The following is a 24,916-nucleotide window of genomic DNA, read 5'->3' as shown; positions in this document are numbered from 1 at the left end:
CGATGGATTCCATCCGGTTTCACAGGGTCAGCCTGATCGTCGGCTGGCTGGCGGCCGTGCTGCTGGGGCTGGCCGCCGCCGCGCTGATGCCGCATTTCGTGCCCGGTCTGGTCGTGCCCGCCTGGGCGGCCGGCCTGCTGCTGGTGGTGGGCTGGCTGTCGCTGATCGTCATCCACGAGGCGGTGCGCTCCCACTTCGAGCGGCTGCGCCGCCTGCGCTCGGGGATCGAGGCGGTGGCCCACGGCCAGCTGTTCCCCCAGGCCATCGCCGAGCGGATGGAGCGCGACCAGGGCCCCATGGGCGAGATGGCGCGGCTGGTCGCCGGGCTGTCCGAGCGCCGCCACCACGAGACGGCCAAGCCCGACCGGCGGCTGGCCGCGGTGCTGAGGGCCATTCACGACGGCGTGGTGGTGATCACCGAAAGCGGGCTGATCAGTCTGGTCAACGGACCGGCCAAGCGGGTCCTGGGGGGCGGCCACATCGCGGTGGGCGGCTCCATCTACGCGGCGGTGGACCGCAACAGCCTGCTGCCCGCCCTGCAGCGGGGCTCGCGCTCGGGGGGCAAGCCGGTGGAGGCCGATCTGGTCCTGCTCGACGGCCTGGCCCATCGCGTCTCCCTGCTCGACCTGGGCGAGCACCGGGGATCGGTGATCATCTTTCCCTCCGACGAATCCGACGCCGGCCACGAGGTGGAATTCGCCCTGGACCTGCACGACCAGCCGCCCGCCGCCCCGCCGCCCGCCGACGGCACGCTGCTGGCCGAGCTGCCGGTGGTGGTGCTCGACACCGAGACCACCGGCCTGGACAGCAGCCGGGACGCCATCATCTCGGTCGGCGCGGTGCGCTGCCACGGGGCACGGCTTTACCGCTCCACCGTGCTGGACCTGCTGGTCAATCCGGGCCGCCACATTCCGGCGCGCTCCACCGCCGTGCACGGCATCAGCGACGCCATGGTGGCAGGCAAGCCGGCCATCGGCGAGATCCTGCCCGAGGTGATGGCCTTCATGGCGGATTCGGTGGTGGTCGGCCATTCCATCGGCTTCGACCTGGCCCTGCTGGAGCGCGCGGTGCGGGGCGCCGGGCTGGACTGGCGGCCGCCGCACCGCCTGGACATCCTGCTCCTGGCGGCGGCGCTGTCGTCGGAGGAGACGGGCTTCGAGATCGACGACCAGGCGGCGCGCATGGGCATCAACATCACCGGCCGCCACACGGCCCTGGGCGACAGCCTGGTGACGGCGGAAATCTGGATACGCCTCGTTCCGCAACTGGAGCGCCGGGGAATCCGCACCCTGGGCGAGGCGCGGGCCTTCTCGCGCAAGGCTGCCGGCCAGTGGTCGCGCCAGAAGGAGATGGGCTGGGACGAAGACACTCAGATGAGGGGAGCACCATGAGCGACGAATCGTCTTTGGAGCGGATCGACAGCTTCGCCTATCGCCACCGTGTTTCCGAGGTCATGGGCACGCCGCTGGCCACCTCGCGGCCGGGGGCGACCATCGCCGAGGCCGCCAAGGTGATGAGCCTGAAGGGGGTCAGTTCCCTGGTGGTGGCGGACGAGGCCGGCCGGCCGGTGGGGATCGTCACCGAGCGCGACGTGCTGAAGGCGGTGGCCGCCCATCGCAACGAGGCCGCCGACGTGCCTCTGGGCGCGGTGATGTCCAGCCCGGTGGCGACGGTGCGCGCCGACGCCTTCACCTATGTGGCCATGGGGCGCATGGACCGGCTGAGGCTCCGCCATCTGGTGGCGGTGGATGAAAAGGGAATCGGCATCGGGGTCGTCACCCTGCGTGGCCTGATGCACATGCGCTCGTCCACCGCCCTGCTGGTCGGCGACGAGGTCGAGGCCGCCCGTTCGGCCGCCGATCTGGCCTCGGCCAAGGCCAAGCTGCCGCGCCTGGCGGCCGAGCTGCTGGCCGAGCACGTGGAGGCGCTGGGCATCGCCGCCGTGATCAGCTCGGTGCTGCGCGCCATGACCGAGCAGGCGGCCCGTCTGGCCGAACAGGGCATGGCGGCGGAGGGATGGGGAGCGGCGCCGGCGCCCTGGTGCCTGCTGCTGCTGGGCTCGGGCGGCCGGCGCGAGGGCCTGTTCGGGGCCGATCAGGACAACGCCATCGTCCACGCCGGCAGCCCCGACGACGATCCCTGGTTCGCCGAACTGGGCAAGCGCATCTCGGACACCCTGAACGCCGCCGGCATTCCGTTCTGCAATGGCGGGGTCATGGCCAGCAACGCCGAATGGCGCCACGACATCGCCGGCTGGGACGCCCAGATCCAGCGCTGGATTCGGGGCGCCGACGGCAAGGAACTGCTCAACGTCCACATCTTCGTCGATTTCCGCCCGGTCCACGGCGACATCGAGCTGGCCGCCGAACTGAGGCGGCGCCTGACCGAGCAGGCGGCGCGCTCGCCCCAGTTCCTGCACGCCATGGCCCAGGCGGCCGGCGACATCAAGGTCCCGCTGGGCATCCTGGGGCAGTTCATCACCCGGAACGGGCGGCTCGACATCAAGATGTCGGGATTGCTGCCGCTGACCTCGGCGGTCCGCGTGCTCGCCCTCAAGCACCGCATCACCGCCACCGGGACCGGCGACCGTCTGAGGCTGCTGGCGGAGGCGGGGCATATGTCGGCGGCCGAGGCCGCCTCGTTCAGGGAAAGCCACGAGCTGATGGTGCGCATCCTGCTGGAGCAGCAGCAGGCCGACCTCGCCGCCGGGTTGCCCCTGTCCAACGCCATAGACCCAAAGCGCCTGAAATCGGCGGATCGGGACCGGCTGAAGTATGTATTCAAGGCGATAGGAGCCCTAACCTGGAGTATGAAAAACTCCTTATCTTAGGTATGAGTAGTACCGCCCGATCTTGTTCCGCCGCATTGCAACAATCCGCCGGGAATCAATTTGTTGCGCGCCAAGTAAATGTCGGATAGCTTACGGAAAGCTGACAAACGCTTCTGAGCGTTACATTCGCATCTGCGAACAAGTTTTTGCACTGCAGTATTTGCCCGTTTTCCCAGGCTAGCTGCGGCCGGCCGATGAGTTGGGGGTGGTGTGAATGCAGTTTGCCTTGGCGTTGCTTCATGAACTGGTCAAGTTCGCCGGACTTCTGCTCCTGGGGCAGCTTCTGGTCTATGCGTTGAGCTTCGGCCGGCACGAAAACAATCCGATCTACCGCCTGTTTCGCTTTCTGACCTCGCCGGTGGTCAGGACGGTGCGGCGCATCACGCCGGCCAAGGTGGCCGACCGGCATGTGCCGGTGGTGTCGTTCCTGCTGCTGTTCTGGCTCTGGGTGCTGCTGATCTTCGTCCGCTACGACCTGATGCAGGGGGAGGCATGAACAAGGGATTCGAACTCTGGTACTGCCACAAGATGGCCATTCTCTGCCTGCTGGTCAGGCGCGAGGAGATGGCCGTCCATTACTGGGAACGGGCCCGGGCCATCGCGCCCGGCGAGGCCCGGATCGTCGCCTCCATCGCCCATACCAGGGCGGGGCAGGGGCGGGCGGCGGAAGCCGTGGCCCTGTTCCGTCAGGCGCTGGAAATCGATCCGGCCCAGCCGGCCACCTGGTTCAACCTGGGCTATCTGCTGGAGGAGGAAGGCGACAGCGCCGAAGCCGCCATCGCCTTTCGCCGCGCCGTCGAGCTGGATGAGAAGCTGGACCGCGCCTGGTACGGCCTGGCCCTGGCCCTGATCAAGTCGGGACAGGTGGAAGAGGCGGTCCGCGCGCTTAAGCGCAACACCGAACTGCAACCCATGAGCCCCTATGGCTGGTACCAGCTGGCTCATGCCTATCTTCGCCTCGGCCAGCGCGACAAGGCCGAAGGCGTGGTTCACCGGCTCGCCAAGTTCGAGCCCAAAGTCGCACTCCAGCTCGAGCAAGAGACGGGGATCAAGGCGGGAGTCAACCTGCCGACAGGACGTTTCTGAGTTTCCGAAGTCTCATGTTGCATAACAAACCCGAGGAAATTTCGGGGGGACAATTTGGGAGGACTCATGCAGCTCACTCAAAAACATGAAGAATACTGGCACAGGAACCTAAAGATAACCGCAGTCCTGCTGGGAATCTGGTTCTTCGTGACCTTCATCATCGGCTGGTTCGCCCGCGAACTCAGCTTCTCCTTCATGGGATGGCCGTTCAGCTTCTGGGTCGGGGCCCAGGGCGCGCTGATCGTCTATGTCTGGATCATCTGGTACTACGCGAAATACATGAACGCGCTGGACCAGGAATACGGGGTCGAGGAGGGAGAGGACTAATGGCTGGCTTAGCAGGCGATGCGCCCAGCGGGGCGCCCACCCAATCCATCAAATCCTTCACGCAACAGCTGACCAAGGTCTACGGTTTCTATACCGGCGGCTTCCTCGGCTTCGTCATCCTGCTGGCCATCGCCGAGCAGATGGGGATGTCGAGGGCGTGGATCGGCTACTGCTTCCTGGTGATGACCGTGCTGCTCTATGCCGGCATCGGCATCATGAGCCGCACCAGCGACGCCGACGAATACTACGTGGCCGGACGCCGCGTTCCGGCGGTGTTCAACGGCATGGCCACCGGCGCCGACTGGATGAGCGCCGCGTCGTTCATCGGCATGGCGGGAACCCTCTACCTGACCGGCTATTCCGGCCTGGCCTTCATCATGGGCTGGACCGGCGGCTATTGTCTGGTGGCGCTGTTCCTCGCGCCTTACCTGCGCAAGTTCGGGCAGTTCACCATTCCCGACTTCCTGGGCGCCCGCTATGGCGGCCACGGCCCGCGCTTCGTCGGCATCTGCATCGCCATCCTGTGCTCCTTCACCTATGTGGTGGCGCAGATCTACGGCGTCGGGCTGATCACCACCCGCCTGTCGGGGGTGGACTTCACGCTGGGCATCTTCGTCGGCCTGGGCGGCATCCTGGTCTGCTCGTTCCTGGGCGGCATGCGCGCCGTCACCTGGACCCAGGTGGCCCAGTACATCATCCTGATCATCGCCTATCTCACCCCGCTGGTGTGGCTGTCGGTCAAGCAGACCAGCTTCCCCATTCCCCAGGCGGTCTACGGCTTCCAGCTGCAGAAGGTCACCGAGCTGGAGAAGAAGCTCAACGCCGACCCCAAGGAACTGGAGGTGCGCGGCATCTTCAAGGCCCGGGCCGACGAGGCCAAGGCCAAGCTGGCCGACATTCCCAAGGCCATGACCGAGGGTAAGGTGGGCCTCGAGGCCAAGCTGGCCGAGGCCAAGGCGTCGGGCAACGCCGATTCGGTGAAGAAGGCCGAGGACGCGCTGGCCAAGTTCCCCAAGGACGAGGCGGCGGCCAAGGCGGCCTGGTCCAAGGATGCCGCCGTGGCGGCCAGGGCCAATCCCATCGCCGCCCACGGCGAGGCCTTCGCCGCCAAGGACGAGAACGCGCGGGCCATCGCCAAGAAGAACTTCCTGGCGCTGATCCTCTGCCTGATGGTCGGTACCGCCGCGCTTCCGCACATCCTGATGCGCTACTACACCACGCCCTCGGTGCGGGCGGCGCGCGCCTCGGTGACGTGGTCGCTGTTCTTCATCTTCCTGCTCTACTTCTCCGCCCCCGCTTTGGCGGTGCTGGTGAAGTTCGTGGTCTACAACGACGTGGTGGGGACCGCCTTCTCGGCCTTGCCCGCCTGGGTGGCCAACTGGTCGGCGGTGGATCCATCGCTGCTGTCCGTGGCCGACATCAACAAGGACGGCATCGTCCAGCTGGCGGAAATCGCCATCGGCGGCGACATCGTGGTGCTGGCCACCCCGGAAATCGCCGGCCTGCCCTACGTCGTCTCGGGCCTGGTGGCCGCCGGCGGTCTCGCCGCCGCGCTGTCCACCGCCGATGGTCTGCTGCTGACCATCGCCAACGCGTTGAGCCACGATCTCTATTACAAGATGATCGATCCCAACGCGCCGGTGGCCCGTCGTGTCATGCTGTCCAAGACCCTGCTGCTGATCGTCGCCGTTCTGGCGGCCCTGGTGGCGGCCCAGAAGCCCGCGGACATCCTGTTCCTGGTGTCGGCGGCCTTCTCCCTGGCGGCGGCCGGGTTCTTCCCGGCGCTGACGCTGGGCATCTTCTGGAAGCGTGCCACCGGCATCGCCGCCACCCTCGGCATGGCGGCGGGCGTCGGCATCACCTTCTACTACATGGCCACCACCCAGCCCTGGCTGCGCGAGATGTTCTTCGGCATCCCGCGTGCGGTTCCCCCGAACCTCTGGTGGGACATCAACCCGATCTCGGCCGGCATCTTCGGCATTCCGCTCGGGTTCCTGGTCATCATCGTGGTCAGCATGTTCACTCCCGCCCCGTCGCAGGAGATCCAGCATCTGATCGAGGACGTCCGCTATCCCAACCTGAAGCGGGCCTGATAGGTAAGTATTGGGAAGCCGTGCCTGCAGAAATGCAGGCACGGACTCCTGTTGTGGTTCGGTAAACCTACAAAGCATCGCGCGTATTATTGATATATTGTTTGCATATTCCATCGCGACTCATTTTATATTTACATTGGTGCTGGCTTAGTATATGGTTCTCGCATTGAAGTATTTTGTTTTGTCTCACCTTGACTCCGACGCCTTTCGCAACCCCGGCCCCGTGTCGGGGTTGCTTTGTCCTAAGCCGGCGTGGCCCGTGCGGCCCATCTCCCCCGCCTTCGTTTTCGCTGGGGCGGCGAAAGTTGCCGGCCACGACATTTGTGCATCGCAGCATTTCCGCATGGCGGGGATGTGATCTTCGGGAACCACTTCCGTCCTGAAAACGGGCAGAACGGAAGGGGCGCGGCATGCCGCCGCGAAGAAAGGAGATCGGGGATGCCGAAATTTCTTGTTTCCATCGTCCGCGGCGTGGCCCGTCGCGAAGTGCTCGAGGTCAACGCCGACAGCGCGGAGGAAGCCCGCTGGATCGCGCTTTCCAGCTGCGATGCCTGGATGGAGGTGGAGAGCGGCACGGTCACCGTGGCGCCGGCGGCGGGCGAGGCCGTGCCGGACGTGTCCGCGCTGAGGAGCGCCGCCTGAGGCCGTCCGTCCGCTGAACCGGCGTGATGCTCCCGACGTTCGCTTCCACTCGTTCCCCGGATCGGCGGTCGCCGGATGCCGGCTCGCCCGGTCTCCGGACGGGGTCCTGGCTCACTCGTTATTGAACCCGTGGGGGAAGTAGGCTATTCAGCCCTCTGATGGGTTTATCGGGCGAGGGTGGAATGAGCGGAAAATTCTTCAGTGCGGCGGTTGCGGGTCTCGCGGTCGTCGCGGGCGGTCTTCACACCGCGGATGCCGCTCCCCAGAAGGGCAAGGTCTTCGACAATTGGGGCGTGGCCTGCGAGAGGCAGCCCGACGGCAAGTCCGAGAAATGCTTCGCCCAGCAGGTTCAGACCGCCAACGAGGGCGGCGGACGCCTTCTGATGGTCGCGGTGGGGCGTTTCGGCGCCAACCGCGAGCCGGCGGTGGTCATGCTGCTGCCCCTGGGCGTCGATCTCAAGATCGCTCCCGCCTTCAAGGTGGACGACGCGGCCCAGATTCCCATGGCGTACCAGACCTGCCTGGCCGAAGGGTGCCGGGCGGTGGCTCCGCTCAATGACGCGACCATGAAGGCGCTGGCCAACGGCAAGCAGATGTCCGTGGGCATCGTTCCGTGGGGCGGGGCGCAGACCGCCGTCATTCAGGTTCCGCTGAAGGGCCTGTCGGCGGCCCTGGCCGCTTCCGAATAGGATCCGGCCGATGAACAACGCGCCCGACATCCAGTTCAACGCCGGCCATTGCTTCACCTGCCTGCACGAGGGCCGCTACGACGATCTCAGCGAGTACTTCATTTCCATCCTGAACCGGTTCAATACCTGGGAAGTGCGAGAGGTCACCGAGGAGACGGTGGTCTTCTTCGATTCGTTCATGATGACCCTGATGACCTGCATGGCCTACCAGCCCTACGTCATCGAGCGGACCGACATCGCCACCCGCTTCATCATGCATAACGAGAACCTGTCGAATCTGGCCGCCATGACCAGCTTCAAGAACACCGACGCGGCCCTGCGGGTGGTGCTGCGCCAGACCAACAATCTGGCCAAGGTGCTGATCCTCTATTCGGCGCGGAACACCTTCCGCATCGACATGAAGCAGTTCTTCGACGCCAACGCGGACGTGGCCTCGGTCTGGTATTTCTCCTTCATCGGCTGGGATTTCGGCAAGCTGGCGGACAAGAACGCGCTCGAGCATCTGCGCCACCATTTCGCCACCGCCGATTCGCGGCTGCGTCCGGCGGTTTACGATCTGCAGCACGCCTATTTCTGCGTGACCTACGCCGCGCCGGACTCCGAGGCGCGGATCAAGCGGCTGATCAACACCATCACCCGCAAGTACTACACGCCCTTCGCCAAGCCGCTGAAGAAGCGCCCGAAGCCCGACCCCAAGCATGTGGCGGTGCTCAGCGCCCACTGGTTCTCCCAGCATTCGGTCTACCGCACCAACTCCAAGTTCGTCGAGGCGTTGCGCGACAAGTACAAGATCACCCTGGTGGCCATGGCCAACACCACGCCGCCCGACCTGTCGCTGGTGGACGAGGTCATCCACTGGCAGGACATTCACGACTACACCCCGTTCCAGGACCTGGACGCCATGGTGGCGTTCTATCCCGACGTGGGCATGAGCATGCATTCCATCGCCCTGGCCAATTTCCGCCTGGCGCCGATCCAGATCATGAGCTGCGGCCATCCGGTCAGCACCTTCGGCTCGGAGATCGACTACTTCCTCAGTGGCGACGACGTCGAGACCAACGAGACCGCAAGGAAGTACTATTCCGAACGGCTGGTGCTGATCCCCGGCCGCGGGGTGGTGGCCAATCCGCTGGCCTATCCCCGCGACATTCCGGAAAAGCACGACGAGCCGGTGCGCATCCTGCTGTCCTGGGCGTCGCAGAAGGTCAATTACGACATGCTGTGGGCGCTGCGTCGGGTGGCGGACCGCTGCGCCAAGAAGGTGGAGTTCCACTTCCTGTCGGGTCTGGGCCTGCGCTTCCTGGGACGTCCGGCCTTCCTCGACGCCATCAATGAGATTCTTGGCGCCGACCGGGTGGCGATCCACCCCCATGTGGATCAGCCCGCCTATTTCCAGGTGATCTCCCACATGCATATCGCGGCCGATTCCCATCCGTTCGGGGGCTTCAACACGGTGGTGGACCCCATCTACATGGGCGTGCCGGTGGTTGGGTTCGAAGGCGACCGCGCCTTCGCCAAATACGGTCCCCATCTGCTGCGCACCCTGGGGCTGGACGATCTGGTGGCCACCAACGTGGACGAATACGTCGATCGTCTGGTCCGGCTGGTCGATGACGTCGAATGGCGCTCGGCGTGCGAGCAGCGCATCCGCGCCCTCGACCTCGAGGCCACCATGTTCGCCGAAAGCAATGGCGGCTATTTCCTCGAGGTGGTGGATCACCTGATCGCCAACCACGACCGCCTGTCCAAGGAGCGGGTCCGCACCCCCATCCGCATCGGTACCGCCCCGTCGGCGCGCGCCCGCAGGAAGGACTAGGACATGGCCCAGTACCTTTCCGCGCTGATCAACAAGAAGCCGCCCAAGGTGGAGGTGCTCGACATCGGCGCCATGCCCGAAGGCACGGACCGCTACCAGATCCTGGTGGACCAGGGACTGGCGCGGGTCACCGGATTCGAGCCCAATCCCGCCCACGCGGAAAAGCTCAACCAGCGCAAAGGCCCCTATACCTATCACCCGGTCTTCCTGGGCGACGGGGCCGAGGCCACCTTCCACATCACCCGGTTCGCCGGCTGCTGCTCGCTGCTGGAGCCCGATCCGGCGGTCATCGACCTGTTCACCGCCATCGGCGCCACCGACGAGGACGACAATTTCCGGGTGGTCTCCACCGAGAGGGTCGCCACCACCCGGCTGGACGAGGTACCCGGCCTGGCTCCGCCCGATTACATCAAGATCGACGTCCAGGGGGCGGAACTGCTGGTCCTCAGGCATGGGCTGCGCACGCTGGGCTCGGCCCTGGTGGTGGAGGTGGAGACCGAATTCGTCCCTCTCTACAAGAACCAGCCGCTGTTCGGCGACGTCCAGCTGTTCATGCGCGACAACGGCTTCATGCTGCACAAGATGATCGATTGCGCCGGCCGGTGCTTCCGCCCCATCACCCAGCCCAACCCCTATCAGCCCTTAAGCCAGATGCTGTGGGCCGATGCGGTGTTCGTGCGTGATTTCACCCGCCTCGAGCGCTATGACGACGAAGAGTTGCTGAAGGCGGCCCTGATCCTGGCCGACGTGTACCGGTCCTGGGATCTGGTCTATCGCCTGGTGGCCGAATACGACCGCCGCCGGGGCGGCGGCCTGATCCAAAGCTTCGACCGGAACGTGGCCAAGGGCGAGGTGCTGCCGATGCTCTACCTGACTCAGCGGCTCACCCCCTGAACGAACGCCATATGTGGGGTCTGTGGTGTGCCATTTTTGCCGCAGACAGCCCAAAAGTAGCCGAAGGGGGCTTGCGGCGATGGCTGGGTTCCTGTAGGAAGTGAACAAATTTGTATTCATATGGCTCGCGATGGGCCGCATCCCGTGATGTTGATAAGGGGGCAAGCGATGAAGATGTTGAGTGTGAAGTCCGTGCTGCGGACCGGTGTGTCGGTGATGGCGCTGTCGATCTCCATGGTCGGAACCGCCCACGCGGTGACGCAGAATGTTGGCACCGGCTATACCGCCGCCGCCGACCAGACCGACCTCGACTTCGATAACGCCGGTGCTCAGACCCTGGTGGTCAACGCGGGCGTCAACATCACCGGTGCCGCCGGTGTGGCGATCGCTTCCTCTGGTGGCAACAACCTCGGCACCGTCAACTTCCTGGGCAACAGCACCGTGACCGGCTCGGTCGGTAACGGCACCCACACGCTGGCCGCCATCAACCTCAACACCACGGCCACCGCCGTCACGCTGTCGTCCACCGCCAACGTGACCGGCAACGTCACCACCACCGGCACCGCCAACCTGACCATCACCGGCGCCAGCGCCATCGGCGGCAGCCTGGTTCTGGAGGGCGCGGGCAACGTCACCCTGACCGGCGGCTCGGCCATCACCGGCAGCGTGTTGAACAGCAACGCCACCAGCGGCCTGGGTAACGTCAGCTTCGGCGCCGCCTCGTCCGCCGCCGCGATCGGTAACGGCACCAAGGCCCTGAACATCGTCACCATCAACAACACCGGCACCAACTCCCTGTCGGGTGCCACGGCCCTGAACTCGACCACCACCAACTTCGCCGCCGACGGTACCCTGCAACTGTCCAACGGCAGCGCGCAGGCGACCTCGACCGTCACCGCGACCACCAACAATACCGGTAACCTGTCGTTCAGCGGCAGCGGCGGCACCAACAACCTGACCGGTACGGTCGGTAACTCCACCAACATGCTGAAGACCATCTACATCGATGGCACCAGCACCACCGGCGTCAGCGGCAACATCTTCCTGGGTGGCTCGGTCAACGTGACCGCCGCCGGCACCCTGATCGCCAGCGGCAACCTCACCGCCGCCGGCGCACACTTCACCGCCAACGGCACCGTGCGGGTGGCCGGCGTGTCCAACCTGACCGCCGCGGTGACCTCCAACGCCAACGGCACCGGTAACCTCAACACCACCGGCAACGTCACCCTGGCCGGCGCCGTGGGTAACAGCACCAACGGCCTGAGCACGGTGACCTTCAACGGCACCCAGAGCCTGAATGCGACCACCAGCATCTACGCCAACACCCTGACCCTGGGCAGCGCGTCGAACACCACCCTGACCGGCAACGTCACCGCCGCCATCGGCCGTGGTGGCGCGGGCTCCACCTCGCTGGCGGGCGGCGCCCTCAACCTGTCCACCTACACGCTGACCCTGAACAGCACCAGCACCAACACGCTGTCCACCGCGGCCAATTCGACCCTGGCGATCACCATCGGTTCCTCGGCCAACGGTAAGATCGTCACCAACGGCACGGTCAACATCGCCGGCGGCGGTCTTGTGACCATCACCCCGAGCACCATCTCGGGCATTAAGATCAACAATGGCGACAAGTTCATCGTCATCGACAACACCGGCACCCAGACCAGCAGCAACGTGACCACGGCGTCCAGCGCCAACACCTCGCTGCGGACCTGGGCGGCCAGCGTCTCCACCGTGACCACCACCGATTACTACGGCAACACCATCAACGCCAACCAGGACACCATCCTGACGGCGACCGTGAACAGTGCCTCCTCGGTGATCGGCTCGGCTTCGTCCGCGGCTCAGAGCACGGTCGACGCCCTGAACGCCTATACCGGCACCAACACTCAGCTGGTTGCCCTGCAGAACGCCGTCCAGAACCTGACCAGCGCCACCGAAATCGCCAAGGCGGGCGAGCAGCTGAAGCCCAGCGGCAATGCCAACGCCTCGACCTTCGCCGGCGCCATGCAGGCCACCACCGGCACCCTGACCACCATCGCGGCCCGCACCGACAGCATGCGTCTGGCGGCCAATGGCGGCAGCGGTATCAACAGCGGTGACGTCATGCGCGGCGTGGGTGTGTGGGGCGAAGGCTTCGGCAGCATGGCCCAGCAGGATACCCGCAACGCCGTGACCGGCTTCAACTCCCGCACCGCCGGTCTGGCGCTGGGTGCCGACGCCAAGGTGGCCGAGGGAACCCGGGTCGGCGTGGCCGTGTCCTACGCCCGTACCGGCGTGGACGGCATGGGCAACAACGCCGCCGACAACACCCTCATCAACAGCTACCTGGGTACCGTGTACGGCAGCTACACCGGCAAGCCCTGGTACGTGAACGGTGCCGTGTCGGTCGGTGTCCACCAGTACGACACCACCCGCACCATCAGCTTCGCCGGTTTCGCCGACAAGGCCCAGGGTGACCACCTCGGCATGCAGTACACCGGCAAGATCGATGGCGGTTATCCGGTCCCGGTCGGCCGGTTCGTCCTGACCCCCGTCGCCGGCTTGACCTACACCTACCTGAACCAGGATGGCTATACCGAAAGCAGCAACAACGGTGCCGCTCTGAAGATCGCCAGCCAGGACACCTGGTCGCTGCGCTCGCAGCTCGGCGCCAAGGCCGACACCACCTTCAAGCTGTCGGGTGGCGAGACCCTCACCCCGCAGGTTCGTGCCAGCTGGCTGCATGAGTTCCACACCTCGGCGCTCAACACCAACGCGACCTTCGCCAACGGTGGCTCCAGCTTCACCGCCAACGGCCTGAAGGGTACCGCCGAGGCCGCTCTGATCGGTGTGGGCCTGACCATCGACGGACCGAGCATGCTGAAGGTCGATCTGGGCTACGACGCCGAGATGCGCTCCGATTACCTGAGCCATACCGGTCGTCTGCAGCTCCGCTCGGACTTCTAAGGACGGCTTGATCCAAGCATCGTGACGGCGGGGGCTCCGGGACTATCCCGGGGCCCCCGTTGCCTTTCAGCCAAGGGGATACGGAATGCGCGGCGCAGCCAGGCGGGTACTTTCACTGCTGATTCCTCTCTCGATCCTGTCCGGATGCGCCATTCACGACCGGCAGGGGACGGCCGAGAAGTTGGCCGCCCAGGGCCGCTTCGTCCGCAGCCAGATTCAATCCGATCCCTTCGTGTTGACCGCTTTCGTCCGTCGGGGCGCGCGGGGAACACCCCTGACCGTCTATATCGAGGGTGACGGCCTGGCCTGGCTGGACACCAACCGGGTTTCACCCGATCCCACCCCCATGACTCCCACGGCCCTGGCGCTGGCGGCGGGCGATTCGTCACCCAACGTCGCCTATCTCGCCAGGCCCTGCCAGTACACCGATCGCCGCCTCAACCCCCGTTGCTCGGAAACCTACTGGACCGACCGGCGCTTCGCCGAGGAGGTGGTGGTGTCCATGAACCGGGCCATCGATACGCTGGTTCGCGATACGCAGGCTCCGTCGGTCCATCTGGTGGGCTATTCGGGCGGTGGGGCCATTGCCGTGCTGGTGGCGGCGCGGCGCGGCGACGTCGCCAGCCTGCGCACCGTGGCGGGAAATTTGGATCACAAGGCGGTCAACGCCCATCACAAGGTCGACCAGCAGCGAGGCTCGCTGAACGCCATCGACGTGGCGTCCGCTCTTGCCCGCCTTCCCCAACGCCACTTCTATGGTACGGAAGACAAGACCATTCCGTCCTTTGTCGCGCGCTCCTATGCCCAGGCGGCGGGGAATGGCCCCTGTGTCAAGGTGACGCCGGTCAGCGGGGCCAGCCACGCCACCGGTTGGTCGGATCTCTGGCCGCAGCTGCTTCGTCAGCCGCTGGACTGCCAGTGACGAGGGGCCTTCGCCCGAGTTTTGAGCCTGCGGCGGCAAAAGGGGGCATGCCGTCATCCCGGGCGCCGGTCAAAAGACCCTTCGGCAATGCCCCAAGGGTGACGGATTGTCTTCGACTGAGTGCTGAATGGGCCGGCGGACGGGAGACGCCGGGCCTTGAGGGATCAGAACAGATAGTTCATCACGCTGCCGGGCTTGACCGAGCCGGGCGAGGTGATACGGATGTTCTGCTCGTAGGTGCCGACGCCGCGCAGGACGTCGTTGAGGAAGATCCTGGACGAGGTCGGGTCGCTGCCGTCCTCGGAGGTGTCGGTGCCGTATTCGAAGATGCGCAGCGAGGTCTGCGGGGCGAAACCGCCCCTGTCCTCCCGCTGGCGACGGCCGCCATCGGGGTTGATGCCGTTTTCCTGCTGGAACCGGAGGATCGATTCCTCGTTCAGCCCCATGTGCTGGGTGTAATCCAGCCGCTCCACATCGGGTCGGGTCGAGGAAGCGACATTGCGCCCGCCATGACCGATACGGGCCGTCGCCGCCGCCACGCTGGACGCCGCCGCCGATGCCGATCCGATCTGTTTGGTGCTCAATGCCATGATGGGCCTGGATACACAAAGCCTAGATTAATCCAACGTTAAGCATACCCTCGTGGGATCATGAAGGGAAGCGCTATCATAACGCGCCGCGAGGCCGCCCTGAGTGCGGTCCTCAGAAATCCTCGGCCGCCAGCCAGGACAGAATCCGCTCCGCGGTCGGCTGCCACCAGCAATCGTCGAGCATCAGTCCGTGGGGCGCGCCGGTCAGCAGTGACAGGTCCGCGCCGAAATAGGTGGCGGTCTCCATCATGGCGGCGGCGGGGACCAGAACGTCGCGGTCTCCTCCCAGCACCAGGATGGGCGGGCGGACCTGCCCCAGGGGCAGGCGCGGACGCTTGGGATTGAGCAACTCGACGCAGATGCGGTGGGATTCCTTCTGCAGCCGGGGCAGCAGATGGGCCAGGGTGTCGGTCGGGGTGGCGTCGGAGAAGAAGGCGCGGCGGATGACTTCGCCCTTCACCACCGACGGTCCCAGCGCCTGCAACAGCCCGAACTGCAGGCAGACGTCCGGTGAGAAGACCGAGAGATGCAGCGCCGACGACATCAGGCCCGATGGCGGCACGCTGGACATCAGCACGGCGGCCTGAACGCGGTCGTCTTCCGCCAGGCAGTGCTGGACCAGCAGGCCGCCCATGGAATGGCCGACCAGAATCATCTCGCCGCCCACATGGGCCATGGCCGAGTGGATGTCGGTGAGGTAATCGGCCAGCGAGGCATAATTGAAGCCACCCTCGCTTTCGCCGTGCCCGCGCAGCGACACCGCGTGGCTGGACCAGCCGTGGCGGGCGAAGAACGGCATGAAGCGCTCGGCCCAAACCCAGGCACCGCAATAGGAGCCGTGAACGAACAGCAGGGACGGCCGCCCGGGGGCGGGGCCTTCCGGCGGATGGCAGTGCAGCAGTTCCAGTTTCACTTGAGGCCGATCATTTTCATCAGCCGGGCCAGCAGGCCGGGCTTGGGGGCGGGCTTTCTGGCGGGCATCGCCTTGCGGGCCGGGCTCTGCCCTCCGGCCGGCCGGGGCTTGGGCGCCGGCTTGCAATGGGGATTGGTGTAGGAAAAGAACATGCGGAACTCGCCATCGGCGGCGACCTTGTAATAGGCCACCTTCTTGATGGTCGGGTCGAGCTTGCAGCGGCGCTTGGCATCCGTCTCGGCGGTCTCGCGGTCGTCGATGTCGGAATAGTCCAGCTTGCCCTGCTTCAGTTCCTGGCCTTCGCGGCAGGAATAGATTTCCGTGCTCATGCGCCCTTCCTCTGCCCGGCCGGATCATAGCGGGGCGGGAGGCGTAATCGCAACTGTCTCCAATATGCAGATTGAACATGCGGCTTTTAACCGGATGTTGGGAAATGCCGGCTATGCTACATATTGTGAAGGCCCGCGCGACCAGGGCCAAAAGGATGAGGCGACATGGCCGACGACGACGCGATCAACGCAGCCCTGGGTCTGGGAGACAACCGCGAGGCGGTCTACGACGTCTCGGTGGAGCTGTCGGCGGTGCTGGGCACCGCCAATCTGCCCATCGCCCAGCTGCTGAAGCTGGGTCGCGGCGCCGTGGTGGAACTGGACCGCAAGGTCAACGACCCCGTCGATCTCTACGTCAACCGCAAGAAGGTCTGCCGCGCCGAGGTGGTGGTGGTCGAGGATCATCTGGCGGTGACCATCACCGAGGTGCTGAAGCGCGCGGCTGATTGACGCCCGCCGCCTCCCTGGTAGTCTGTGCCCCGCAATTCCAGGAGCAGGGGCCTTTCATGAAGTTCTTCATCGATACCGCCGAAGTCGCCGAGATCCGCGAGCTGGCCGCCACCGGGCTGGTGGACGGCGTCACCACCAATCCCTCGCTGATCGCCAAGTCGGGGCGCAAGATTCTCGACGTGATCGCCGAGATCTGCGACATCGTGCCCGGCCCCATCTCGGCCGAGGTGGCCGCCACCGATTTCGACACCATGCTGGCCGAGGGCCGCAAGCTGGCGGCGCTGCGCCCCAACGTGGCGGTCAAGGTGCCGCTCACTCCGGCCGGCCTCAAGACCTGCAAGGTGCTGGCCGACGACGGCGTCAAGGTCAACGTCACCCTGTGCTTTTCGGCCAATCAGGCCATTCTGGCGGCCAAGGCCGGCGCGGCTTTCATCTCGCCCTTCGTCGGGCGCCTGGACGACATCGGCCAGGACGGCATGGAGCTGATCGCCGACATCGTCGCCATCTACCGCGAATATCCGGCCTTCCGCACCGAGGTGCTGGCCGCGTCCATCCGCCATCCCATGCATGTGACCGACGCGGCCCGCATCGGCGCCCACGTGGTCACCATGCCGCCATCGGTTCTTCGCCAGATGGTCCAGCACCCGCTGACCGACAAGGGGCTGGCCGCCTTCATGGCCGATTGGGCGAAGACCGAACAGTCGATTCTCTGATCAGATCGCGGACGGTGTCGCGGTCGAGGAACGATCCCATGTGGGTCACCTTGGCCGCGCCCCAACGCACCGCCAGGGGCAGGGCATGGGCCATGTCCAGCCCCAGCGCCAGGGCATGGGCCAATCCGGCGGCAAAGGCATCGCCTGCCCCGGTGGTGTCCACCGCGTCCACGTCGGGAGCCGTGGCTCGCAGGTGCTGGCCTTCCACGCCGAAGGCCTCGGCCCCCTCCTCGCCGTGGGTGATCACCACCCAGCGCAGCACGTCGCCGGCCAGTTTGCGTCCCTCGGCCACGGGGGCGGCCAGGACCCGCCCGTCCACGTCGCCATGCGAGCCGACCAGCACCTGGACGGGCAGCATTCCTTCCGCCGCCGACCGGATCTGGGCGACGATGGGGCACAGCTTGGCCTTGGCCCGCAGCAATTCCGCCAGGTCCTGGCCATTGGTGCGGACATAGACGCAATCGGCGTCGAGATTGAGCAGGCGCTGCGGCGGACGGGCCTCGCGCGCCCGGGTGAGGTTGATGATGGTGCGCTCGCCCTTCGGGTCCAGCAGCACCAGCGAGCGGGTGCTGGCCCCCGAAATGCGGGTGACCGGACCGACGTCCACGCCGTGGCGTGAAAGCTCGGCCAGCAACTCGTCGGCCAGGGGATCGGTGCCCAACGCCGCCACCAGCGACACTTCGTGTCCGGCGTGGGCCAGGGCGATGGCGGTGTTGGCGCCGCCGCCGCCCAGGCGGGCAACCGGCGGCGTGCCCTGCAGATGCCGTCCCTCGCGCAGGTTTTGGTCCAGATGGATGACTTCGTCGCGGGCAATGCTGCCCAGGACAACGATTCGGGCCATCGCGCCCTCCTTGTCTCATCCGTCAGGATAGCTCCAAAGCGTGGGTGATGCCATGATCACCGTCATGACCGATGCCGATGCCAGACCTCGACGATTACCTTGGGCAAGTGCCCTGCGCCACCGGGGGTATCGCCTGTTCTTCTGCGGCCAGGCGGTGTCGCTGATGGGGTCGTGGATGCAGATGGTGGCGCAGAGCTGGCTGGTCTACCGCCTGACCGGCTCGGCCGAGATGCTGGGGCTGGTGGCCTTCGCCGGGCAGGGGCCGGTCTTCGTCCTCGGCCTGCTGGGCGGCGCGGTGGCCGAGGGCCGCTCGCGGCGCCGGCTGATCCTGATCACCCAGACCGCCTTCCTGGTCCAGGCGGCGGCGCTGGCCGCCCTCACCCTGGCCGGGCGGGTCGAGGTCTGGCACGTTCTGGTCCTGGCCGTGGCGTTCGGCATCATCAACGCGGTGGACATTCCGGCGCGGCAGGCCTTCACCGTCGATCTGGTGGGCAAGGCGGACCTGGGCAACGCCGTGGCCCTCGACGCCTCGGTCTTCAACGCGGCGCGGCTGGTGGCGCCGGTCCTGGCGGGCGCGCTGGTGGCCCGGGTGGGGGAGGGCTGGTGCTTCGCGCTCAACGCCGCCAGTTTCCTGGGGGTGCTGGCCGCCCTGGCGCGCATGCCCGAGCCGGCGGCCGGAGCGGGCCTGCCGTCGGGTGAACGCATGCTGGTCCGGGTGAGGGCCGGCCTCGCCTTCGTGGCCGGACACCGCCCCATCCTGGCCCTGATGGCCATGCTGGGCCTGTCGGGGCTGATGGGCATGTCCTTCTCGGTGCTGATGCCGGTCTTCGCCGACCGGGTGCTGGGCGGCGGGCCGGAGACGCTGGGTCTGCTGACGAGCGGGGCGGGGGCGGGCGCCCTGCTGGCCTCGCTGGCGGTGGCCGGACCGGCGGGCGGGGCGTCGCGGGGGCGGGTGGCCTGGGGCCTGTGCGCCTTCGGGGCCGCCCTGGTGGCCTTCGCGCTCTCCACCGAGCCGGCTCTGTCGGTGGGGGTGCTGGCCCTGGCCGGCATGGCGCTGGTGGCCCACAACACCGCGTCGCAGACCCTGGTCCAGACCCTGGTTCCCGATACCTTCCGGGCGCGGACCATGGCGCTCTATACCATGACCTTCATGGCGGCGACGCCGCTGGGCTCGCTGCTGGCGGGGTTTCTGTCGGAACGCATCGGCCCCCAGCCCACCGTCGCCCTGGGCGGAGCCGCCTGCATGCTGGGCGCCCTGGCCTATCGCCGCTGGGCGCCCTGATCGGCGAAGACCAGCGAGAACACCGCGCCGCCGCCGGGCCGGTCGTCCACCTCGACCCGGCCGCCATGGGCCTGCATGATCTCGCGCACGATGGCCAGACCCAGGCCCGAGCCGCTCTTGCGCCGTTCGGCCCGCCAGAAGCGCCGGAAGATGCGTTCGCGCAACTCGGCGGGAATGCCGGGGCCGCGATCCTCGACCCTGAGGGTGAGCGGCGCCTCCACCCGGACGGTGACGGTGGTGCCGGGCGGGGTGTGGGTGAGCGCGTTCTCCACCAGATTGCGCAGCGCGCCGAACACCGCTTCGGCATTGGCGGCCACCGGACAGGGGGCGGGGGCTTCGACCACCTCGATCATCCGCCGGTGCCGGAGGGCCATGGCCGCCATGAACGTCCCCACGTCCACGGCGATGGCGTTGAGATCGGCCTGATCATCGGTGGCCACGGTCAGCGCCTCGGCGCGGGCCACCGCCAGCAACTGGCCGACCAGCCGGGTCATGGATTCCACGTCGCGGGTCAGGGCCTCGCGGGTGGCGGGGTCTGGCAGGGTCTCGATATGGGCGCGCAGCACCGCCAGCGGCGTGCGCAACTCGTGGGCGGCGTCGGCGGTGAAGTCCCGCTGGATGCGAAATCCCGTCTCGATACGGTCGAGGGCGCTGTTGACGGCGTGGACCAGGGGCAGAATCTCGCGCGGGACCTGGGTCTCGGGCAGGCGGATGTCGGTACTGGCCGGGCCGATGGCGGCGGCCTGCTCCGACAGGCGTTTGAGCGGCAGCAGCGAGTTCCGGATGGTGACCAGGCTGACCAGCAGCATGGCGAACAGGAAGGGGGCGCCCAGCCAGCCGCCTTCCTCGGCGAAGCGTTCGATCAGCGAACGGGTCATGGCGTCGAAATCGTTGCCGCTCTCCTCCACCTGAACCACCATCTCGTTGCCCGGCTCACCCATCATGACGGCCGCGCCGAACATCAGGATGGGACCCGGCCCGTCGGGGTCGTGCTCGTAGAGCCTGGGGCCGTCGCCCATCTCCGGCACCGGCCCCACCTCGTCGCCGCCGTGGATCAGCACCTTTCCGCTGCGCCAGTCGCGGACGGCGAAGCGCAGATTGCCCTCGGACGAGGTGTAGGCGGCCAACTGGGTGGCCGGAATGTTGAGGGCGATGTCGCCGTTCTCGAGGATGTCGATGTGGTTGCGGATGGAGACCGCCTGCTCGATCAGATAGGTATCGCGCATGATGTCGGTGACCGAATGGTACTTCCACCACAGCCAGGAATAGGCCAGGACGATGGCGACCAGGGTGGTCAGCGACAGCCGGACGACGATGCGCCACAGGATGGCCGGCGGCTGGCCGGTCAAGGGGCGCCGTCCGCCAGCATGTAGCCGATGCCCCGCAGCGTGTGGACGGTGGCCTCGGCGCCCGATTGCTGCAGGCGCTTGCGCAGGCGCGACACCAGCACTTCCACCGAATTGGGGGTGACGTCGTCGTCGAAGCCGTAAAGGCTTTCCTCCAGCGAGCGCTTGGACACCACCTTGCCCGAACGGCGCAGCAGGTGCTCCAGCATCTCCATCTCGCGCCGGGGCATGGAGATCAGCCGGCCGTTGACCCGTACCTCGCGCCCGGCGGTATCGAAGGAGAGGTTGCCCAGGGACAGCTCCACCGACAGCGCGGCGCCGGGCCGCCGCAGGATGGCGCGCAGCCGGGCGATCAGCTCCTCCATGGCGAAGGGCTTCAGCAGGTAGTCGTCGGCTCCGGCGTTCAGGCCCGAGACCCGGTCGCTGAGCCCGTCCCTGGCGGTCAGCACCATCATGGGGCATGGCGCGGCCTTGGCGCGCTGGGCGCGGATGATGTCCAGCCCGTCGCCGTCGGGCAGGCCGAGGTCGAGAATGGCCGCCTGGTAAGAGGCCGAGTCGAAGGCGGCGACGGCGTCGGCCACGGTGCCGAACACGTCGGGCACGAAGCCGGCGCTCTTCAGCCCGGCGGAAATGAACTCGGCCAGACGGTCATTGTCCTCGACCAGAAGAATGCGCATGGGAACCGTCCGCCTATTTGAGGACGTAATAGATGTCCGAACCGTCGTCGCCCCTGATCCACACCTGCACCAGGGCCTGGCTGGCATCGTACCACAATTCGCGGCGCAGCCCGTCGTCCCACAGCCAGCGTGTGGTCGGAGTCGGCTTGCCGCGCACCATGATGGTCTCCTCCCCCAGCATCTGGACCTTCAGCGGCACCGGATTGCCGTCGCCGGGGTCGAGCATCATGGTGTGGGCGGGCGAGGGCGGATACCACAGCGAGCCGGGAATCATCTCGGGATGGCTGGTGGCCGGCTTGCCGTCCACCGAGACCCGCAGCTTGCCCCCCGCCATTTCGGCCCTGACCGCGTGGCGGGTGCCGTCGTCATTGGTGACGTAGTCCAGAGACTTGAGCCGGCCGTTCTCCCAGATTTCGACGCCCTGCTGTTCATAGACGAAGAAGGGAATGAACAGGATGCTCACCCGGATGTCGGCCTCGACGCGGACCTCGAAGCCGCCCTTGCGCGGCCGGAAGGCATAGGTGTGGTAGCCGATGGCCCCACCGTTGCGGGTGACTGCGAAGGCCAGGGTCTGCTCGGGCTGGTTGGCCAGGAAGGCGGGCATGGCCGCGACGGTCTTGGCGGAGACAAGCAGGACCAGGGCGGCCATGAAGAGATAAGGAATCCTCATGCGCGGCGGGTACCTCTGCGGCGACGGCCGGCCCCCGCGCCAGGCGGGGGCCGTACACGTCGAATCAGGACATCAGGCGGTTCCACCAGCCCTTGCGCGGCGGCTTGGCCGGCGCGGGCGGCTCGGGTTCTGCCGCCGGCTCGGCCGTCACCACCGCTTCGGCCATGGCGGGAGCAGGCTCCGGCTGGGGCGCGGGAGCGGGCTCCTCGACCAATGGGGCGACCGGTTCGGGGGCGCCGGCAGCCGGTTCCTCGGCGACCGCGGCCTCGGGCGTGGAGGCGGCGTCGACGGGGGCTTCGTCGGTCACGGCCTCGGCCTTCTTCCTGGCCGGGGCGCGCTTGCGCTTGGGCTTTTCAGCGGGAGCGGCCTCCTCGGCGGCGGCTTCCGGCTTGGCCTCGGCCTTCTTCCTGGCCGGGGCGCGCTTGCGCTTGGGCTTCTCGGCGGGAGCGGCCTCCTCGGCGGCGGGAGCGGCCTCGGCGGGTTCGGCGGCGTCAGGCTCGACCTGGGCCTCGGCCCCCTCGGCCGGAACGGTCTCGGCGACGTCCGGTTCAGCGGTCTGGGTCTCGGCGCCGGCTTCGGCCTCTTCGGCTCCGCCCTCGCCCTCGCCCTCGCCCTCGGCGCCCTCGCCATCGCGGCGGCGGCGGCGGCGGCCGCCCCGGCGGCCCCGGCGGCGCTTGCGCGGCTGGTCGTCGTCGCCGCCCTCGGCCCGGACGCCCTCGCCCTCGCCCTCGGAATCGCCGTCGTCATCGCCGGCTTCCGCCGATTCGCCCTCGCCAAGGGGCTGTTCGTCGCCCTGGGGCGCGTCACCCTCGGCCTGTTCCGGGCGATCGTCGCCGGGCTTGCGGCGGCGGCGGCGGCGGCGGCGGCGCTTGCGGCCCTCGCTGTCCTCGCCCTTGTCCTCGTCGTTACGCTCGTCCCGGGGGCGCTCGTCGCGGCTGCGGCCCGAACGCTCGGGCTGGGCTTCCTCTTCCTCGTCCTCGTCGTCCTCGGCCTCTTCCGGCTCGGCCTCGGCCGGCGGACGGTGGGCGGTGTCATCCATGGAGATGGCGGTGCGGGCCGGCTCGTCGGGGCGGAACTCGGCCTTGACCTTGTCCATGCGGAAGGCCGGCGGAATCAGGGTCTCGTCGCCCGACAGGAACACGTCGAACTCGTAGCGCTCCTCGATGGCGGCCAGCGCCGAACGCTTCTGGTTGAGGATGTAGAGCGCGATGGCCGGCTGCACGTGCACGGTGATCTCGGACGAGCGGCGGCGGATGCCCTCTTCCTCGATGGCGCGCAGGATGTGCACGGCCGCCGATTCCACCGACCGCACCAGGCCGGTGCCGCCGCAATGGGGGCAGGGGCTGAAGGTGGTTTCCTGCAAGCTGGGACGCAGGCGCTGGCGCGACAGTTCCAAAAGGCCGAAGGCGCTGATCTTGCCCACCTGGATGCGGGCGCGGTCGTTCTTCAGGGCTTCCTTGAGGCGACGCTCGACCGCATGGTTGTTGCGGTTCTCCTCCATGTCGATGAAGTCGATGACGATCAGGCCGGCCAGGTCGCGCAGGCGCAGCTGGCGGGCCACCTCGTCGGCGGCCTCCATGTTGGTCTTGAGCGCCGTCTCCTCGATGTGGCGCTCCTTGGTGGCGCGGCCCGAATTGACGTCGATGGCGACCAGCGCCTCGGTCTGGCTGATGACGATGTAGCCGCCCGACTTCAGCTGCACCACCGGCGAATGCATGGCGTCCAGCTGGGCTTCCACCTGATAGCGGTGGAACATGGGCATCACCGGGTCCTTGTAGGGCTGGACCTTCTTGGCATGCGAGGGCGTCAGCATGCGCATGTAGTCCTTGGCGAGGCGATAGCCCTCGTCGCCGTCCACCAGCACCTCGTCGATGTCCCGCGAATAGAGGTCGCGGATCGAGCGCTTGATCAGGCTGGCCTCTTCGTAGACCAGGGCCGGGGCGCTGGATTTCAGCGTCAGTTCGCGCACGCTGTCCCACATGCGCAGCAGGTATTCGTAGTCGCGCTTGATCTCGGTCTTGGAGCGCTCGGACCCGGCGGTGCGGATGATCACCGCCATGCCGTCGGGAATGTCCATCTCGTTGGCGATGGCCTTGAGCCGGCGGCGGTCGGTGGCCGACACGATCTTGCGCGACACCCCGCCGCCCCGGGCGGTGTTGGGCATCAGCACGCAGTAGCGGCCGGCCAGCGACAGGTAGGTGGTCAGCGCGGCGCCCTTGTTTCCGCGCTCCTCCTTGACCACCTGCACCAGCATGATCTGCCGGCGCTTGATCACTTCCTGGATCTTGTAGTTGCGCAGCAGGCGGGCGCGCCGGCGCTCGTTCTCGGCGTCGTCGTCGCCGCCCACGGTCTCCACGTGGCGCTTGCGGGGCGCGGGCTCGGCCTCGGCATCGCCGTTCTCGGGGCCGTTCTCGGGATTGGGGGCGTCCTCGACGGTGGTTCCGTCCACCTGCTCGGCCACCGCCTCGGCGGCCAGATGGCCTTCGCCCACCGGCTCGGCCTCGTCGCGGTCGTTGGTGGCTTCCCGCATCACCTCGGCGCGCTGGGCGGCCAGCAGCGCCTGACGGTCGGCCACCGGAATCTGGAAGTAGTCGGGATGGATTTCACTGAAGGCGAGGAAGCCGTGACGGTTGCCCCCGTACTCGACGAAGGCGGCCTGCAGCGAGGGTTCGACCCTCACCACCTTGGCCAGATAGATGTTCCCCTTCAGCTGCCGCTTGGTGGATGTCTCAACATCCAGTTCTTCCAGGCGGGTTCCATTGACCACCACGACCCGGGTCTCCTCCGGGTGGGTGGCGTCGATCAACATACGCTTGACCATTAAGGCGATCTCTCCGTGGCGCCGCCCGCGACGATG

The 24,916-nt window shown here is 67.1% G+C and carries 23 protein-coding genes; 15 read left to right on the top strand and 8 right to left on the bottom strand.

Going from position 1 to position 24,916, the window contains the following annotated elements; all coding sequences use genetic code 11:
• Positions 1-2 precede the first annotated feature (2 nt).
• The 12 genes from ACV4UZ_RS10355 (at position 3) to ACV4UZ_RS10300 (ending at position 14,248) form a co-directional block, all read left to right on the top strand.
• Complete coding sequence (locus tag ACV4UZ_RS10355; RefSeq protein WP_491600778.1) at positions 3-1,391, top strand: 3'-5' exonuclease; 1,389 nt, start codon at positions 3-5, stop codon at positions 1,389-1,391.
• Positions 1,388-2,830, top strand: coding sequence for a DUF294 nucleotidyltransferase-like domain-containing protein (locus tag ACV4UZ_RS10350; RefSeq protein WP_491600777.1), 1,443 nt, complete (start codon positions 1,388-1,390; stop codon positions 2,828-2,830). The genes ACV4UZ_RS10355 and ACV4UZ_RS10350 overlap by 4 nt, the downstream gene beginning before the upstream one ends.
• A 214-nt stretch (positions 2,831-3,044) precedes the next feature.
• Positions 3,045-3,326 (top strand): hypothetical protein, encoded by a 282-nt coding sequence (locus tag ACV4UZ_RS10345; protein ID WP_491600776.1) that lies wholly within the window; start codon positions 3,045-3,047, stop codon positions 3,324-3,326.
• Positions 3,323-3,916: a tetratricopeptide repeat protein gene (locus tag ACV4UZ_RS10340; RefSeq protein ID WP_491600775.1), complete on the top strand. Its 594-nt coding sequence runs from the start codon at positions 3,323-3,325 to the stop codon at positions 3,914-3,916. The genes ACV4UZ_RS10345 and ACV4UZ_RS10340 overlap by 4 nt, the downstream gene beginning before the upstream one ends.
• Positions 3,917-3,982: 66 nt before the next feature.
• Complete coding sequence (locus ACV4UZ_RS10335) at positions 3,983-4,243, top strand: DUF4212 domain-containing protein (RefSeq protein ID WP_491600774.1); 261 nt, start codon at positions 3,983-3,985, stop codon at positions 4,241-4,243.
• A complete protein-coding gene (locus tag ACV4UZ_RS10330) occupies positions 4,243-6,336 on the top strand; it encodes a sodium:solute symporter family protein (protein ID WP_491600773.1) in 2,094 nt (697 codons plus the stop codon). The genes ACV4UZ_RS10335 and ACV4UZ_RS10330 overlap by 1 nt, the downstream gene beginning before the upstream one ends.
• A 438-nt stretch (positions 6,337-6,774) precedes the next feature.
• Positions 6,775-6,978 carry a hypothetical protein gene (locus ACV4UZ_RS10325; RefSeq protein ID WP_491600772.1) on the top strand — a complete coding sequence of 68 codons (204 nt, stop codon included), beginning with the start codon at positions 6,775-6,777 and terminating at the stop codon, positions 6,976-6,978.
• A 182-nt stretch (positions 6,979-7,160) separates the two neighbouring features.
• Positions 7,161-7,667 carry an invasion associated locus B family protein gene (locus ACV4UZ_RS10320; RefSeq protein ID WP_491600771.1) on the top strand — a complete coding sequence of 169 codons (507 nt, stop codon included), beginning with the start codon at positions 7,161-7,163 and terminating at the stop codon, positions 7,665-7,667.
• A 10-nt stretch (positions 7,668-7,677) separates the two neighbouring features.
• Positions 7,678-9,483: a tetratricopeptide repeat protein gene (locus ACV4UZ_RS10315; protein WP_491600770.1), complete on the top strand. Its 1,806-nt coding sequence runs from the start codon at positions 7,678-7,680 to the stop codon at positions 9,481-9,483.
• Between the two features lie 3 nt (positions 9,484-9,486).
• Positions 9,487-10,377: an FkbM family methyltransferase gene (locus ACV4UZ_RS10310; protein ID WP_491600769.1), complete on the top strand. Its 891-nt coding sequence runs from the start codon at positions 9,487-9,489 to the stop codon at positions 10,375-10,377.
• 183 nt (positions 10,378-10,560) lie between these two features.
• Complete coding sequence (locus ACV4UZ_RS10305) at positions 10,561-13,326, top strand: autotransporter outer membrane beta-barrel domain-containing protein (RefSeq protein ID WP_491600768.1); 2,766 nt, start codon at positions 10,561-10,563, stop codon at positions 13,324-13,326.
• A gap of 85 nt (positions 13,327-13,411) precedes the next feature.
• Positions 13,412-14,248: an alpha/beta fold hydrolase gene (locus tag ACV4UZ_RS10300; protein ID WP_491600767.1), complete on the top strand. Its 837-nt coding sequence runs from the start codon at positions 13,412-13,414 to the stop codon at positions 14,246-14,248.
• Positions 14,249-14,412: 164 nt separating this feature from the next.
• Here the strand turns inward: ACV4UZ_RS10300 and ACV4UZ_RS10295 are convergent, their stop codons facing one another.
• The 3 genes from ACV4UZ_RS10295 to ACV4UZ_RS10285 all read right to left on the bottom strand — a co-directional run bounded on the left by ACV4UZ_RS10295 (position 14,413) and on the right by ACV4UZ_RS10285 (position 16,080).
• Complete coding sequence (locus ACV4UZ_RS10295) at positions 14,413-14,838, bottom strand: hypothetical protein (RefSeq protein ID WP_491600766.1); 426 nt, start codon at positions 14,836-14,838, stop codon at positions 14,413-14,415.
• Between the two features lie 112 nt (positions 14,839-14,950).
• A complete protein-coding gene (locus ACV4UZ_RS10290) occupies positions 14,951-15,751 on the bottom strand; it encodes an alpha/beta hydrolase (protein WP_491600765.1) in 801 nt (266 codons plus the stop codon).
• Entirely contained in the window at positions 15,748-16,080 is a 333-nt protein-coding gene (locus ACV4UZ_RS10285; protein ID WP_491600764.1) for a hypothetical protein, read from the bottom strand. The genes ACV4UZ_RS10290 and ACV4UZ_RS10285 overlap by 4 nt, the downstream gene beginning before the upstream one ends.
• Before the next feature lie 165 nt (positions 16,081-16,245).
• On the opposite strand from ACV4UZ_RS10285, the gene fliN reads away from it, so the two are divergent.
• The gene (fliN, locus tag ACV4UZ_RS10280) at positions 16,246-16,530 is read left to right on the top strand and encodes a flagellar motor switch protein FliN (protein ID WP_491600763.1); all 285 of its coding nucleotides are present in this window, start codon (positions 16,246-16,248) and stop codon (positions 16,528-16,530) included.
• A gap of 56 nt (positions 16,531-16,586) precedes the next feature.
• Positions 16,587-17,243 carry a fructose-6-phosphate aldolase gene (gene fsa, locus ACV4UZ_RS10275; protein WP_491600762.1) on the top strand — a complete coding sequence of 219 codons (657 nt, stop codon included), beginning with the start codon at positions 16,587-16,589 and terminating at the stop codon, positions 17,241-17,243.
• Here fsa and ACV4UZ_RS10270 read toward each other — a convergent pair.
• On the bottom strand, positions 17,203-18,084 hold the full coding sequence (locus tag ACV4UZ_RS10270) for a carbohydrate kinase family protein (protein WP_491600761.1): 882 nt from the start codon (positions 18,082-18,084) through the stop codon (positions 17,203-17,205). The two genes, fsa and ACV4UZ_RS10270, sit on opposite strands and share 41 nt — an antisense overlap.
• A gap of 40 nt (positions 18,085-18,124) precedes the next feature.
• On the opposite strand from ACV4UZ_RS10270, the gene ACV4UZ_RS10265 reads away from it, so the two are divergent.
• Entirely contained in the window at positions 18,125-19,366 is a 1,242-nt protein-coding gene (locus ACV4UZ_RS10265) for an MFS transporter (protein WP_491600760.1), read from the top strand.
• Here the strand turns inward: ACV4UZ_RS10265 and ACV4UZ_RS10260 are convergent.
• From ACV4UZ_RS10260 to ACV4UZ_RS10245, 4 genes are all read right to left on the bottom strand, one after another.
• On the bottom strand, positions 19,345-20,715 hold the full coding sequence (locus ACV4UZ_RS10260; protein ID WP_491600759.1) for a sensor histidine kinase: 1,371 nt from the start codon (positions 20,713-20,715) through the stop codon (positions 19,345-19,347). The two genes, ACV4UZ_RS10265 and ACV4UZ_RS10260, sit on opposite strands and share 22 nt — an antisense overlap.
• The gene (locus tag ACV4UZ_RS10255) at positions 20,712-21,389 is read right to left on the bottom strand and encodes a response regulator transcription factor (protein WP_491600758.1); all 678 of its coding nucleotides are present in this window, start codon (positions 21,387-21,389) and stop codon (positions 20,712-20,714) included. Before ACV4UZ_RS10255 ends, ACV4UZ_RS10260 begins: the two co-directional genes overlap by 4 nt.
• Before the next feature lie 13 nt (positions 21,390-21,402).
• Positions 21,403-22,038 carry a DUF6134 family protein gene (locus ACV4UZ_RS10250; protein ID WP_491600757.1) on the bottom strand — a complete coding sequence of 212 codons (636 nt, stop codon included), beginning with the start codon at positions 22,036-22,038 and terminating at the stop codon, positions 21,403-21,405.
• Between the two features lie 85 nt (positions 22,039-22,123).
• On the bottom strand, positions 22,124-24,880 hold the full coding sequence (locus ACV4UZ_RS10245; RefSeq protein ID WP_491600756.1) for an Rne/Rng family ribonuclease: 2,757 nt from the start codon (positions 24,878-24,880) through the stop codon (positions 22,124-22,126).
• Between the last annotated feature and the right edge of the window lie 36 nt (positions 24,881-24,916).

The sequence above is a fragment of the Paramagnetospirillum sp. genome, assembly GCF_058402745.1.
This window is presented reverse-complemented; position numbering and strand designations above follow the sequence as displayed.